A 15,045-nucleotide genomic window follows, 5' to 3' on the forward strand; every position below is an offset into this window, starting at 1 on the left:
GGCCTAGCTTATTTCGTGACAGTATCTCTTATTACTTGAAATGCACAGTTTTCGGCATTCAAAAACTGCTATAGGATGTGTTTAACGCAAGTAACCATAAGAACTAACCATGCTTAACTACATCGAACCCGTCTTTCGTCCTCCTTCAGAATGGAAATCACTGATCCTACAAGTGACCAACGGCTGCAGTCACAATCGTTGTACTTTCTGTGACATGTATACTCAACCACAGAAAAAATTCCGACCTAAAAAAATCGAAGAAATAGAGCGTGAACTTCAAATTATCGCGCAATCAGGTGCGCCAGTGCACCGTGTGTTTCTTGCTGATGGTGATGCGATGACATTGCCTTTTCGTCGCCTACAGGAGATATGTGAACTCATCAATAAATACCTGCCTCAAGTACAGCGTATTTCCAGTTACTGTTTGCCGCGCAATTTAACGAATAAAACCACAGAGCAACTAACAGAGCTAAAACAGTTAGGTTTGAGCTTAATGTATATCGGTTGTGAAAGCGGTGATGATGAAGTGTTGGCCAAAGTCGAGAAGGGCGAAACCTTCGATTCATCGCTCACTGCATTAAACAAGATAAAAGCCGCCGGAATGAAAAGCTCAGTGATGATCTTAAATGGTCTCGGGGGGCCTGTTTACAGTAAACAGCATGCGTTGAACTCAGCAAAGCTGATGAATGCGGCTCAACCTGATTACCTTTCCACACTGGTTGTCTCGTTTCCACTGGGTGAAGAGCGATTGGCAGCAGGCTTTAACGGTGATTTTCGTCAACTAACTCAGCCAGAGTTGTTTAAGGAAATTCAGTGTCTGATTCAGCATCTAGATCTAGAAAAGACGATTTTCCGCTCTGATCATGCGTCGAATTATCTGGTATTAAAAGGCATCCTTGGCCGAGACAAAGACAAATTATTGCAACAGGTCGAGCTTGCTATTGAGCAGCCAGGAGCGATCCCCTTGCGTCAGGAATGGCAGCGAGGTTTGTAAAAAATAAAGCCGTTTTTCTCGCTTTTGACAAAATTACACAAAACTCGCTTGAAGCGAGCTTTGTTGTTTTTGGTTTGGATTTTGGTTGTAACATCATGATAAATATCTAATATTTTTGGTTTTATTAAATGTAGATACACCGATTTTTACCCAACTATTTTGTAAAATTGACACTGTGAAAATTTCGTTGTGAAATTGTTACTAAAAACGCGCTATTCTACTTTACAAGCAATAAGGAACACCAAACAACATGACCGTTTAGGGTATTTGCTTAAAGCTTTTATTAAATAGCCGTTGAGGAAAAGACTATGAACATGCAAACATTCGATAAAACAGAACAAAACAATCCATCAAATTTTATCGCCGAAGCTGTGTTTGCCGTGGAAATGGTCAACGCTGACGAGCAGATGCAAAAACAGAAAATGGCAAAACAACTACTGGATACATTATTTCCACTAGAAAATGGCTCTCACGAAGATGTTGTTAGTTACGAGATTGATTACAGACACGTACAAGCCTACTTTAAAAATGGTCAGCACTGTGGTCTGAAGCACGCTAGACACTTTATTGCGTACCTTGGTGATAAGAGCTCTCCTGACTCTATCCTGTTTAGAGATGAAAGCGGTACGCACGTTGAGGTGACAATGGGCCGCCGTAAAGGAACTGGCGCTCTTGAATTGGTTGAGATCGAAGATATTCAACTGGAAACTTGCACTACATTTGGACAAGGACAAGAGGGTCAGGCAACAGGACTTCGTCATTGGGTAAGTTTGGTGAAGGGGGATGAAAAATGTCGCCCAACAGCAAGCAACGAAGACAAAGAGTTTACAGCGAAAAATGGTGAAGATTACAACTTAGGGTTCTGTTTCGCCTTTTAGTCTGTGCAGCGCAGGCGCCAATGTCGCGCGGTAAAATGAATAGTTATAGCCCCACGGTGTGAAGTGGGGCTTTTTATAGTATGTGGGCGAGAAAACCCAGTGTTCAGCTCTGCTGTTGCTGAGTAGTTCACAGCCTGATCTTTTGGGATTTGGTTGTTTGGGGCGAGTTGATACTCATCTAAACATTAACGCTACGCAAAAAGAATTTTTCAATTTCGACCAGTAACAAAACGCTGGAAGAAACAAGAAAGATACGAAACCATACATCGGCATCAAGGGCCGTCGTGCCAAACAATGTTTGCATAATGGGCAGGTAGGTGAAGCAAGCCTGAAAAACGATCAGTACGCCGATGGCAACAATGACATAGACATTGCCAAACAACCCTTGCCAACAAAATACAGAACTCACAATATACCGAGAATTAAATAGGTAAAAAATTTCAAACATCACCAATGTGTTAACCGCAATCGTTCTTGCCATGATGATATCGTCGTGCTGTCCTAACTCCCAAATAAACATGCCAAGTGTGCCTCCCATAAGAATCAGTGACACAAATAGGATACGCCAGATAAGGTGGCGAGTTAATAAAGGAGAGCCTGGAGCGCGGGGCGCACGCTGCATAATATCAGGTTCTTTAGGTTCAAAAGCCAGTGATAATGCCAGCGTTACAGCGGTGATCATATTAACCCATAATATCTGGATAGGTGTCAGCGGCAGCTCTCTAAAACCGAAGATGACAGCCGCTAAGATAATCAATGCTTCTCTTCCGTTTGTCGGCAAGATAAAAAGAATGGCTTTTTTAAGATTGTCGTAGACAGCTCGCCCTTCTTCCACAGCAGCAGTGATAGAAGCAAAGTTATCGTCGGTAAGTACCATTTCGGCAGCCTCTTTTGCCGAGGCCGTGCCATTTATACCCATAGCCGTGCCAATGTCAGAGCGCTTTAATGCAGGGGCATCATTTACGCCGTCCCCTGTCATTGCCACGATTTGATTGTGCTTTTGTAATGTGTCGACTAATCGCATTTTGTGCTCAGGGCTGACGCGGGCATAAACATCAATATGTTTTGCAAGAGTAAACAGCTCTTCGTCACTTAGTGTATCAATTTGATGACCAGTGAGCGTGTCATGGTCGTTGATGAGTCCGAGTTGGTTAGCAATCGCTTTTGCTGTTGATACGTGATCACCGGTCATCATTTTGACTCGAATACCGGCAGAATTGCATTCTGTGACCGCCTGGATAGCCTCTATTCTTGGCGGATCGATGAAACCAAAAAGCCCAAGCATGATCAGGTTGTCATGAACATCATCAAAGGCAAGTTCTATATGTTCATATGCGGTAGGGCGATAAGCGATAGCCAATACTCTCATACCTCGCTGCGCCATTAACTCTACTTGTTGTTGCCAATACTCTTGATTGACTGCATCCGTCGCTTCGTGTGAGTTCTGCTGTTGGTTACACATACTAAGCAGTTGCTCTGGCGCACCTTTTACAAAGATGAAAGCTTTACCTTCATGGCTATGATGAAGTGTTGCCATAAAGCGATGCTCTGACTCAAAAGGAATGAGGTCGGTTGGAGGAAAGCGCTTGTTTTCTGTGTCAGCATCAAAACCAGCTTTTATACCGGCCACAAGCAACGCTCCTTCCATGGGGTCGCCCAGTACTTGCCATTGGTTATCTTGTTGCTTGAGTACAGCATCATTACACAATACGGCAGCGCGAATAGTCTGACTTAGTAGAGGCTGTTGCTCGGGGTAGGTGGCATGTTGACCAGTACTTAGCACTCCATGAGGATCGTAACCCGTGCCCCCAAATTCAAATTGGCAGTCTGCAGTGACGGTGTTTCTCACGGTCATTTCGTTACGTGTGAGTGTTCCGGTCTTATCTGTGCAGATCACGGTAACCGCGCCTAGGGTTTCCACTGCAGGGAGCTTGCGAATGATGGTATTGCGTTTCGCCATTCGCTCTACGCCAATGGCGAGTGTAATCGTCATAATAGCGGGTAGACCTTCAGGAATAGCGGCTACAGCTAAACTTACCGCCGCGAGGAACATATCGGTGATTGGATAGTCACGAACGAATAAGCCGAATACAAAGGTTATAATGGCAATGATGAGGATCGAAGCCGTTAACCAGCGACTAAATTGAGCTACCTGTTTGAGTAATGGTGTAGTGGCGGGCTCTATTTTAGACACCAAAGAGCTTATTTTGCCGAGCTCAGTGTCAAGCCCTGTCGCAACGACGATGCCCGTTCCCTGGCCTTGGGTAATCATAGTACCTGAGTACGCCATGCAGTAACGATCCGCTAATTCGCTGTCAGCGGATACTGCTGTGATTTTCTTTTCTATCGCCAGAGATTCGCCAGTGAGTGCGGCTTCAGCTATGTGGAAATTTTTGGCTCGAAACAAGCGTAGGTCAGCGGGAACTTTGTCTCCGGATTGAAGAATGACGATATCACCTATGACTAACTGCTCGGCGTTGATATTGACCTGATGCCCTTCACGCAAGACAAGAGCGCTGGGAGCTAGCATGGCTTTGATGGCATTAAGTGCATTTTCAGCACGCCCTTCCTGGATGAAGCCGATCATGGCGTTGATCATTACAACGCCACCAACAACAGCAGCATCCATCCAATGCCCCAGAGTCACAGTGACCAGTATGACTATCAGTAACACATAAATAAGTACGTTATGAAATTGACTGATCAAGCGCTGAACTACCGAGCGCCCAGGTGAAGTAGGGAGCTTGTTTTTACCATATTCAGAGAGTCGCTGAAAGGCTTCTTGTGAGGCTAACCCTTCTGGCTGTGTTGAGAGTAGGTTAAACGTTTCTTCGGTCGATTTATGGTGCCAAAGGTGTTTGTGTTCTTCCATTTGGAAGCCTCCTTTGAATAGGCACTTAATAGCATCCTTCTTCATTGCTAATTATAAGATATGAACTAGCTTAAGGGTAAATGGCAACTGAAAATCAGGAGACACATTGTGGCTGATCTTTATGGTTTTGACGCGTTCTCGCCAAGGCAAATAGCAGAGAAGGTCGATACGATAGGCGTTACCAAGGCACGACTGCCTTTACTGTCTATGATCATGCTCGGAATATTGGCGGGAGCGTTTATTGGCTTAGGCGGCTTGTATTTCACCATAGTTAAATCAGATGCTTCTCTTGGTTTTGCTGCACAACAAGTGCTTGGAGGTTTGACTTTTTCGTTAGGTTTGATTCTGGTCATTGTTGCCGGTGCAGAGCTCTTTACTGGCAATAATCTACTCGCAATGGCTTGGGCTGACGGAAAAATCACCACAATCGAACTGGTTCGAAATTGGGTCGTTGTATGCGCTGCCAATTTTGTTGGTGCTATAGGGGTAGCTGCACTTGTTTATTTATCTGGCCATGCAGATATGAATCAGGGAGCGATAGCTGAGACATACGCTAAGATTGCAGCGGCAAAATGTGAGATGTCATTTTGGAACGCGTTTTTTCGTGGTGTACTGTGCAATATATTGGTGTGTATGGCGGTGTGGATGGCGTTAGCAGGCCGCAGTGTTGTAGATAAAGCGGTAGCGATAATCTTCCCTATTTCAGCGTTTGTCGCTGCGGGCTTTGAGCACAGCATTGCCAATATGTACTTTATACCATTAGCCATGATGCTAGAGGCTTCTGGAACGGTTGAAGCGGCAGGCGGTGTGAGTATTATTGGTTTCGCTGGAAATTTGTTTCCGGTAATTTTAGGCAATCTGGTGGGTGGAAGTGTCTTTGTTGGTTTGGTCTATCACATCATATACTTGCGCGGTAGTAACAAAGGTTGTTAACAAAACCGCATCTGTGTAGTCATTGGTATTGTTCATGTTGATTGGCTATCAGCTGAATTTTTGAATGCGTTTCCTTTGATACATGTTGTGATCAGCGTGAGTCATCAAAGCTTCCTTATCTTTACCGTCTTTAGGGAAAATGGCTATGCCTATACTCATATCTAAAAATTCGAGGTCGTATTCCTCTTCTTGCAAGCGAAGCTTGTTACGCTCCCGGATCTCTTGGGTGAGTTTTTCCCTATCCATTTCATTAGATATATTGGTGAGTATGATTGCAAATTCATCACCACCGACTCTAAATACTTCTCCTCTATTACCAATGACCTCTTGTAATGCGGAACTGATGATTGAAAGAACAGTGTCACCTACGACGTGACCATAGGTATCATTCACACTCTTAAAGCAATCGACATCGACAAACAGTAAGGCGAAGTTTTGCTTTTCTTTATAGTGGTTATGAATCACTTCTGGAAACTTAATATCGAAGCAAGTTCGATTGGGGACTTTCGTCAGAGGGTCTAAAATGGCCATTTCCTTAAAGTCATCTCGAGATGATTTTAATTTATCAATATTATGTTTGATATTGTGTGAAGCGAATAGAATGGCATTTGCGAGGGTACCAATTTCATCTTTCCTGATAAGGTATTTATTGGGTATGGTGGGATGTTTATCAATATTGTTGCTAATTTTGGACAGCTCAATTATCGGTGAGATGATCCATTGTGATATGTAACCAGAACACCATAATAGGGCAATGAAGGTCACACCCACGGCAATAGAAAATGTGTACGTGAATATAGAAGCCAAAGAATTGAGAAGAACTGAGGGTTTACTGGTGGCAATAAAGTAGCTGTGCTCTTGTTCATGAAAATGAAAAATTGCTTTTGATATGTAGGTCAGGTTGTTCTCTTTACTCCAGGGTAATGATGACTGTATTGAATAGTGATGAAGATCAGAATTGAGAAGCGACGTTACACCAGGGAAGTCATCGACTATGTTATGACCCGCGTTTCGAGTAAATGAAAACATGTATTCCGTTAGAGGGTGAATCAGGTAGAACCCTTTCGAATTGGCAGCAATTACAGACAATGAAGGGTCTAAACTTTCTTGTAATGTTTTCATTATTTTGTCGATTTGAACCACAGTTAGCAATCCCATTCTATCTTTATTTTGACTGGAAATGGGAATAACAGAATAGATAACGGGGGTTGGCATGCCATTACCTAACGTTCTGATAAAATTGCTGCTTATTTCAGATAACCGTGGGAATGGACTGTTTAAATCGAGTTGCTTAAGCGCCTTAATATGCCCAAGGGAACGTAGTTGAGACCGCTCAATAACGACAAGACCATCTCCTTTTCTTTCTACACGGGCTATTTCTGAGAGTTTATTGTCAAGTGATATCAATGAAATATTGAGGTAACTATGGTCTAACTTAATTAAGGAAAGTAGGGCATCCTCAATGTAATCATCACTAATGGAACTATTAATCCAGTGTTCAATTTGCTTTGCAGAGGCGTTATTAATTCTCGAAATTTCGTTCAGTCGAAATTCTAGACGCTCAACAATGAGTTGATTAAGGCTCTCTATTTCATTTCGCTGTGTCTGTTCTACCATCGACAACGTTAAGTAATAGAGGATAGTTGCAAAGACGATACAACTCGCTAGCGATACAGTAATGACAATGAGTTGGAGCTTTGATTTTATTCTCACAATTACTCAAACTCGATTAACTCTATGATTGTATCGGCGCTATAACCTTGATAAACTAAGTTCCAGATTTTAGCTCGTAGCTCGGGTTTATCCGGTGTGGATACCCAATGCAGTTTTTCGTCTTGTCTTAATTTGTGCTTAGCAAAAATTGTTGTAACCCCTAAGCCTTCAGTGTCTTCCAAATATTCAGCGGTCTCGGGCTCTAAAAGTGTATTTATCCACTGGTGAGCTAAAACAACTTGCGAAGCATCTGATGGTATTGCCCATGAATCTAGCCAAGCAAGAGCGCCTTCTTTAGGGATAGCATAACTAACATTCACGCCAAGTTTTTTGATATCGTGTAATTGTTGTGTTCCAAAATTGGCAAACATATAGTTTATATCTTTGTTTAAAAAAAGCTCACTCGCTTCTTCAATGCTTTGATAAACAGAATAAGAGTTCATGCGAAGATTGACAAGATGCTTGATAACATCTTTGTAGTTGGTGTGTGTGAGCTTAAGTGTTGGTGCTGAATTTGCGTAAAGTGTTGCTAAACTAATGTTATGAGAACTACCATCGTAGATTAACGTACTATTTAAGTTTTGTTTTTCCCAAAAAACAGACCAACTGGTTGGCGGAGGATTATAGGGCTGGGGTTTGTAGATTATCCCCATAGAAGAATAGGCAAAAGGAATACCAAAATTATAATGCTCAGATAAAGGAGAATCGCTTTCTTGAGTGGAGAATCGCTTTTGTAACTTCGTTGAGTTAGGTATTAATTTTAGATCAATCGGTTGTAGTCGACCTTTTATAACAAGCTTATTTAGTTCAGCCGTGTTCATGGCCACTACATCATATTTGGCCTTACTATTTAGGTGGTTATAGAGTTGATCGTCATTATTTACATAGGTAATGCTGACGCTAGCATTATAATTGTTTTCGAAAGTACTTATTGCTTCATCATTACAATACCCAGGCCAAGCAAGCACCTTTAATTCTGCGGCGTAAGATATAGCATTGAAAAAAAGGCTAATTGATAGCACAAACAGTCTAACAGTGTAATCCATTACTAAGCTCTTGTGATGATGATTATTAAACGATAATATTATCGCGTTTAATAGAATTATTAAAAACTTATAATTTATAGACTATATTATCAATTAATGCAAATTGTGGGCTGGAATTGAGATGCTTAGATGTATCCACATGACTTGTGTGAGTTACGTTTAAAAAGCGGTCATTAGATACGCCCGTATGTCATAAATTCACATTGTACAATTCTTTAAGCTTTGCATTTCCCTTTTCAACTCCCCTTACACGCGAGTGTAAATATATCAGTACTTTAATAAAACACCTGTACACATCAACATTAAGGATGCTTCGAACAGGTTTATAAACCGATTACGCACACTATCAATGGGTTACATCAATTTTTCAGGAATTAGAAGCGGAGAATAAATTAATGTAACTAAATTGTTACATGTTTGTAGGGTTGGCGTGGGTTGGTAAATGTTGGTCAACAGGTTTCTTTTTCCTATTCGATCTTTCAAATTTAAGCAATGAAAGACATCCTGATTGACCATGAAAGGAACAGCGCATGACTACATTGTACAATCCACTAGGCACGGACGGATTCGAATTTGTTGAATATACAGCGGCAAGTGAGCAGGGCGTTAACGATCTAAAGAACTTGTTTGGCTCATTGGGATTTGCCGAGGTAGCAAAGCACCGTTCCAAGGAAGCGTGGTTGTACCGTCAGGGGGATATAAGCTTTATCATCAATGGGCAACCTCATAGTCAGGCTGAAGAGTTTGCGAAAATGCACGGTCCTTCTGTTTGCGGAATGGCCTTTCGGGTTCATGATGCGGCGATTGCCATGAAGCACGCACTCGAAAATGGCGCGCAAGAGTACAAAACAGAGATAGGCCCTATGGAACTCAGCATTCCCGCTATCTATGGTATTGGTGAAAGCTTGCTGTATTTCGTGGATCGTTATGGCAGTGCCAGTATTTATGATGTGGATTTTAATTTCTACCCAGATGCCGAGCAGCGATTAACCGAAAAACAAGTGGGTCTTTATGAGATTGATCACCTTACTCACAATGTAAAGCAGGGGCATATGGACGTTTGGTCTGGATTTTACGAGAGAATCGGCAATTTCAGAGAAATTCGTTATTTTGATATCGAAGGCAAATTGACAGGGTTAGTGAGCCGAGCAATGACGGCCCCGTGTGGAAAGATTCGCATCCCAATCAATGAGTCATCTGATGATAAATCGCAAATTGAAGAGTTTATCCGAGAATACAACGGTGAAGGCATTCAACATATTGCTTTGACGACTGATGATATCTACGAGACGGTGAAAACCTTGCGATCACGTGGCATGGACTTTATGCCTACCCCAGATACCTATTATGAAAAAGTGGACCAGCGTGTCAAAGGTCATGGTGAGGATGTTGCTAAGCTTAAAGAGTTAAGAGTGCTCATAGATGGTGCGCCGCTCAAAGACGGAATTTTATTGCAGATATTCACACAAACAGTGATTGGCCCAGTGTTTTTTGAAATCATTCAAAGAAAGGGCAACGAGGGTTTTGGTGAAGGAAATTTCAAAGCTTTGTTTGAATCTATCGAAGAAGATCAGATCCGAAGAGGAGTGCTGAGTGATGAATAAATGGCTGAACTTTCCCCACCGGGAAGGCACATGCTCTAAACAAGCACACGCAGATCTACCCGAAGAAGCGATCTACGAAAGAGAAGCGGGGCGCGAGGGCTTCTTCGGCCCTGCAGCACACTTTCATCATCAACATGCTCCTACAGGTTGGTCTGACTGGCAGGGCGAACTGCGACCCAGAGCGTTTGACTTTAATTTGGTTGAGGCAGCGCAGCAACAGTCGCCATGGTCAGTCCCCAAATTATTACACAACGCTGATGTGAAAATTCGCATGTGGCGAGTAGATGACAAAATGGACTTTCTGGTACGCAACGCTGATGGCGATGAGTTGCTGTTTGTACATCAGGGAAAAGCGCACCTGTTTTGTGACTATGGCCACTTAGAGATCATGGAAGGGGACTATGTCATGATCCCTCGCTCGACAAATTGGCGTCTTGAGCCCGTTGAACCTCTATCTATTCTGATGATTGAAAATACAGATTCAGCGTACTCACTGCCAGAAAAAGGACTTGTTGGACAGCATGCAATATTCGACCCTGCTGTTTTGGATGTTCCTACCATAGATGAGTTATTCGTTTCACAATACTCAGAACAAGCAACGCAAGTTCATATGAAGCGCCATGATACAGTCAATGTGATCAGCTACCCATTCAATCCCCTTGATGCCATAGGGTGGCACGGTGACCTTGCTGTTGTGAGGGTTAACTGGCGTGACATAAGGCCACTGATGTCACATCGTTACCATTTACCACCTTCAGCTCATACCACTTTTGTTGGTGGCGGATTTGTGGTTTGTACATTTGTACCAAGACCGATTGAAAGTGATCCCGGCGCATTAAAAGTCCCTTTCTACCATAATAATGATGACTATGATGAAGTGTTGTTTTATCACGCAGGTGACTTCTTTAGTCGTGACAACATCGAAGCCGGTATGGTGACTTTTCATCCGGCGGGCTTTACTCACGGCCCCCATCCGAACGCCTTTTTGGCAGGCAGAGAGCATAAGAAGAAATTTACTGATGAAGTAGCCGTGATGATAGATACTCGCCACGCACTGACATTTAGCAGACACGCTGAGCAGGTTGAAAACCAGAAGTATGTTTATAGCTGGAAGCAAATCCTGAAAAGCGATGACGACAAGCCTCAACCAATAGCTGATAGGGATAGAACATGAAATTAGCGACATTAAAGAATTCAACAAGAGACGGCTTATTGGTTGTGGTTAGTCGGGACTTATCGAAATGTGTGGCTGTGGATGACATTGCAGCAACGATGCAACAAGCGTTAGATCAATGGGAGCACGTTTCCCCTCTACTCGACGAAGTGTATCTTGGCTTGAATGAAGGCATCTTATTACAAGCCGTGCCCTTTAACCCTATTCAGTGCGAGTCGCCTTTACCCAGAGCCTATCAATGGGCTGATGGTTCTGCGTATGTAAATCATGTTGAATTAGTTCGTAAGGCTCGTGGCGCTGAAATGCCAGACAGTTTTTGGAGCGAACCTTTGATGTACCAGGGAGGTTCGGATTCGTTTATTGGGCCGTGTGATGACATCCCGTTAGCCAGTGAAGATTGGGGGATAGACTTCGAAGGAGAAGTGGCGGTTGTGACCGGTGATGTGGCAATGGGGTGCTCTGCGTCGCAAGCAGCGCAAAGTATTAAGCTATTGATGCTCGTTAATGACGTTTCTCTACGTGGATTGATCCCTGGTGAACTGGCAAAAGGGTTTGGTTTTTTTCAATCTAAGCCCTCGTCGGCTTTCTCACCGGTTGCGGTAACACCTGACGAACTCGGTGATGCATGGCACAACAACAAAGTGAATTTGCCTTTACTTACAACGTATAACGGCAGGGCATTTGGCTGCCCTAATGCAGGCGTCGATATGACGTTTGATTTCTCCCAGTTGATTGCACATGCGGCCAAAACCAGACCCTTATCGGCTGGTGCAATCATAGGTTCTGGTACTGTATCGAACAAGCAAGGAACTGAATACGGAACGGCTATTTCAGAGGGCGGTGTAGGCTATTCCTGTATCGCTGAAGTGCGTATGATTGAAACAATTCGTGATGGTCAGCCGCATACTCAATTCATGAGTTTTAACGATACGATTAAAATGGACATGCTTGATGGGCGGGGCAACAGCATTTTTGGCTCTATCGAACAGAAAATCGTTCAGTATTGAAAGGGTAACCACTTCAATGAAAGAGCTCATTCTCTATAGTTATTGGCGATCTTCGGCGGCCTACCGTGTGCGTATCGCACTTAGCTTAAAAAAGCTCGCGTATAAAACGATACCTGTTCACCTTGTAAAAGAGGGGGGACAGCAGCACACTTTAGAGTTTGCTAGCATTAATGCGAGCGAGCTTGTTCCTGTGCTAGTGGATGGTGAAATTGCTATCAACCAATCTCTCGCCATTATTGACTACTTAGACGAGATATCCCCTGAAGTATTATTAACACCTACAGATAGGCATCTTCGCTATCAAGTGAAATCGTTGGCTCAAGATATTGCGATTGATATTCATCCAATAAACAATTTGCGTGTGATGCAGTATCTAACGTCCACCATAGGGACTGATCAAATGCAAAACACAGATTGGATTCGCCATTGGATTACATTAGGGTTCACTGCATTAGAAATGAAGTTGAAGAATACGGCAGGGGCTTGTTGTGTGGGGGATGATGTCACTTTGGTTGATGCATGTCTTATCCCACAGGTATACAATGCGCTTCGATTTGGAGTGACAATGTCACCATTTCCGACTATTACTCGTTTATATTCCTCGTTAATTAAACACCCAGATTTTATTGCGGCAGCTCCAGAAAATCAATTAGACGCACAATCATAGCGATTCAATTTCTGGGTTAAATAAGTTGTATTACCTACACATTTTCAATGTCATGATAAGGAGCGTAATGCAATCGCTCACCACGATGAACTATCGAATTTTTTGATTGTTTAAACAACCAATAAAAAATCTCCCAAACGCTCTGTCAGCGAAAATTTACGTTTGTTACCGTCTAAATTGTGTCAAATACAACGGGCAAAATTTAGTAAAATAAATCCGTTGACACTCGCTCAGTCCAGTTGTGTCAATGCTGTGCGAATTCTATCCACAAAAATTGTGCATAAAATACACAGCGTGACCTTGTTAACATATTTAATCCAGTATGTGGTGCGCTAAAACAATGAGTTAAAATTGTGAACGAAGTTGTAGCTCTGTGGGTAACTGTGTTACTAGTTATTGGAACCCCATAGGAATAAAGCTATTTTTTAATCAAGCTTGGTATAATTTGCAATCAACTTATACTTTGCCGCGATGAAGGAAATTTACAATACAAACGAGCAAGCCTGACTTATCTGTTAATTAAGATGTTGTCACGCCTTACTCTTCGCTTTTCGAATTGGTCGAGAGTCCAAAATGTAAATTTACGTTGCAAATTTGTTAGAAAAAAATGAAGCTATAAATATAACTAAATTTGCTTTCACTGCCATAGGCAAAGCAGTGTTCTTTAATCCCAAACGTGTTTGAGAAATGGAGTTTTAGATGAAACAACGTGAAGTCGTCGTATTGAGTGGTGTGCGAACCGCTATTGCAGATTTTGGCGGTGCGCTTAAAGATATGGCACCAACAGAACTGGCTGGAAAAGTGGTAGCTGAAGCGGTAAAGCGCTCCGGAGCAAAACCTGAAGATATTGGTCACTGCGTGATTGGATCCGTGACGCACAGCGATCGCAAGGATATGTATATTAGCCGCGTGGCAGCGTTGAAAGGTGGACTGCCAATTGAAACTCCAGCTTTAACAGTAAATCGTTTATGTGGATCAGGCCTTCAAGCGGTAGTTTCAGCAGCTCAAATGATTCTACTTGGTGATTGTGACGCGGCGGTCGCGGGTGGAGCAGAGTCGATGACTCGTGTTCCATATTGGTCACCAGGCACAAGGTTTGGAGCAAAAATGGGGGACAGCCAATTGATCGACCCTATGGTTGGCGCTCTGACTTGCCCAATTAACGATACCCACATGGGGATCACTGCAGAAAATCTAGCTGAACAATACGATATCACCCGAGAGCAACAAGACGAGCTAGCAGCAGAAAGCCATCGCAGAGCCCAGTGTGCGCTGCAAGAGAATCGTTTTGAAGGACAAATACTGCCTATAGAATTGAAAACTCGACGTGGTATTAAGGTATTTGATACCGACGAACACGTTAGATTTGATTGTACAAGTGAAGATATGGCTAAGTTAAGGCCAGCATTCAAAAAGGAAGGTACGGTAACGGCTGGTAACGCGTCGGGTATTAACGATGGTGCTGCAGCTTTAGTCCTCATGGAAAAAGAAGCTGCCTTAGCGAAAGGCTTAAAGCCGATGGCTAAAATGTTGGGTTATGCAGTCGCGGCGGTTGACCCTGCTATTATGGGGATTGGTCCGGCACCAGCGGTGCGACAGCTTCTCGACAAAACAGGCGTTGCCAAAGAAGATATTGATATCTGGGAAGCGAACGAAGCGTTTGCAGCTCAGGCTTTGTCAGTGACTAAAGAGTTGGAGCTCGACCCTGAGAAAGTCAATCCAAACGGCTCAGGAATCAGCTTGGGACACCCTATCGGTGCAACCGGTGCTCTCATTTCAGTGAAGGCATTGTATGAACTGCAGCGTACTGGTGGTCGTTATGCGGTTGTAACCATGTGTATTGGTGGTGGACAGGGGATTGCGGCCTTATTTGAGCGCTACAGTGCCGAGTAGAATCCTCCCCAAGTAAGCTATTACACGACTTAAAAATCCAGCCTTTGGCTGGATTTTTTTATTGCTGTTTTCAAACTACCTTTTATGACGGTGGTATTCGTTCTAGTGCTAATCAAAAAAGTTACCACCCCTTAAAGTAGATAAAAACAGCTTTTGTCAGTAAGGGGAAAAGAAGAATATTAAATGCGATTTTTAAAGCAAATCAATAACTGCAGTTTTTCTGTCTCTATCATGTTCTATGGCTAGTGGTCTATTTGAAAATTT

At 43.0% G+C, this 15,045-nt stretch carries 11 protein-coding genes; 8 read left to right on the top strand and 3 right to left on the bottom strand.

What is annotated here, in order from left to right:
• Window positions 1-109 precede the first annotated feature (109 nt).
• Together LNL84_RS06440 and LNL84_RS06445 are read left to right on the top strand one after the other, a co-directional pair.
• Entirely contained in the window at window positions 110-994 is an 885-nt protein-coding gene (locus LNL84_RS06440; RefSeq protein ID WP_244356019.1) for a radical SAM protein, read from the top strand.
• 308 nt (window positions 995-1,302) lie between these two features.
• A complete protein-coding gene (locus LNL84_RS06445) occupies window positions 1,303-1,872 on the top strand; it encodes an aldolase/citrate lyase/malate synthase family protein (protein WP_244356020.1) in 570 nt (189 codons plus the stop codon).
• Window positions 1,873-2,050: 178 nt separating this feature from the next.
• Here LNL84_RS06445 and LNL84_RS06450 read toward each other — a convergent pair whose 3' ends face one another.
• Window positions 2,051-4,744: a cation-transporting P-type ATPase gene (locus LNL84_RS06450; protein WP_244356022.1), complete on the bottom strand. Its 2,694-nt coding sequence runs from the start codon at window positions 4,742-4,744 to the stop codon at window positions 2,051-2,053.
• Window positions 4,745-4,852: 108 nt separating this feature from the next.
• On the opposite strand from LNL84_RS06450, the gene LNL84_RS06455 reads away from it, so the two are divergent.
• A complete protein-coding gene (locus LNL84_RS06455; RefSeq protein WP_244356024.1) occupies window positions 4,853-5,677 on the top strand; it encodes a formate/nitrite transporter family protein in 825 nt (274 codons plus the stop codon).
• Window positions 5,678-5,725: 48 nt separating this feature from the next.
• On the opposite strand, the gene LNL84_RS19770 is transcribed toward LNL84_RS06455, so the two are convergent.
• Together LNL84_RS19770 and LNL84_RS06465 are read right to left on the bottom strand one after the other, a co-directional pair.
• Window positions 5,726-7,390, bottom strand: coding sequence for a GGDEF domain-containing protein (locus LNL84_RS19770; protein ID WP_244356026.1), 1,665 nt, complete (start codon window positions 7,388-7,390; stop codon window positions 5,726-5,728).
• 2 nt (window positions 7,391-7,392) lie between these two features.
• Window positions 7,393-8,436, bottom strand: coding sequence for an extracellular solute-binding protein (locus tag LNL84_RS06465; protein ID WP_244356028.1), 1,044 nt, complete (start codon window positions 8,434-8,436; stop codon window positions 7,393-7,395).
• Window positions 8,437-8,966: 530 nt separating this feature from the next.
• Here LNL84_RS06465 and hppD point away from each other — a divergent pair.
• The 5 genes from hppD (at window position 8,967) to LNL84_RS06490 (ending at window position 14,781) form a co-directional block, all read left to right on the top strand.
• Window positions 8,967-10,040: a 4-hydroxyphenylpyruvate dioxygenase gene (gene hppD / locus LNL84_RS06470; RefSeq protein ID WP_244356031.1), complete on the top strand. Its 1,074-nt coding sequence runs from the start codon at window positions 8,967-8,969 to the stop codon at window positions 10,038-10,040.
• Window positions 10,033-11,214 (top strand): homogentisate 1,2-dioxygenase, encoded by a 1,182-nt coding sequence (locus tag LNL84_RS06475; protein ID WP_244356033.1) that lies wholly within the window; start codon window positions 10,033-10,035, stop codon window positions 11,212-11,214. Before hppD ends, LNL84_RS06475 begins: the two co-directional genes overlap by 8 nt.
• Window positions 11,211-12,221, top strand: coding sequence for a fumarylacetoacetate hydrolase family protein (locus LNL84_RS06480; protein WP_244356035.1), 1,011 nt, complete (start codon window positions 11,211-11,213; stop codon window positions 12,219-12,221). The genes LNL84_RS06475 and LNL84_RS06480 overlap by 4 nt, the downstream gene beginning before the upstream one ends.
• Before the next feature lie 16 nt (window positions 12,222-12,237).
• On the top strand, window positions 12,238-12,888 hold the full coding sequence (gene maiA, locus LNL84_RS06485; RefSeq protein WP_244356037.1) for a maleylacetoacetate isomerase: 651 nt from the start codon (window positions 12,238-12,240) through the stop codon (window positions 12,886-12,888).
• A 699-nt stretch (window positions 12,889-13,587) separates the two neighbouring features.
• A complete protein-coding gene (locus tag LNL84_RS06490) occupies window positions 13,588-14,781 on the top strand; it encodes an acetyl-CoA C-acyltransferase family protein (RefSeq protein ID WP_244356039.1) in 1,194 nt (397 codons plus the stop codon).
• Window positions 14,782-15,045: the final 264 nt, after the last annotated feature.

This window comes from Vibrio gelatinilyticus (assembly GCF_022836845.1).
Taxonomy (GTDB): domain Bacteria; phylum Pseudomonadota; class Gammaproteobacteria; order Enterobacterales; family Vibrionaceae; genus Vibrio; species Vibrio gelatinilyticus.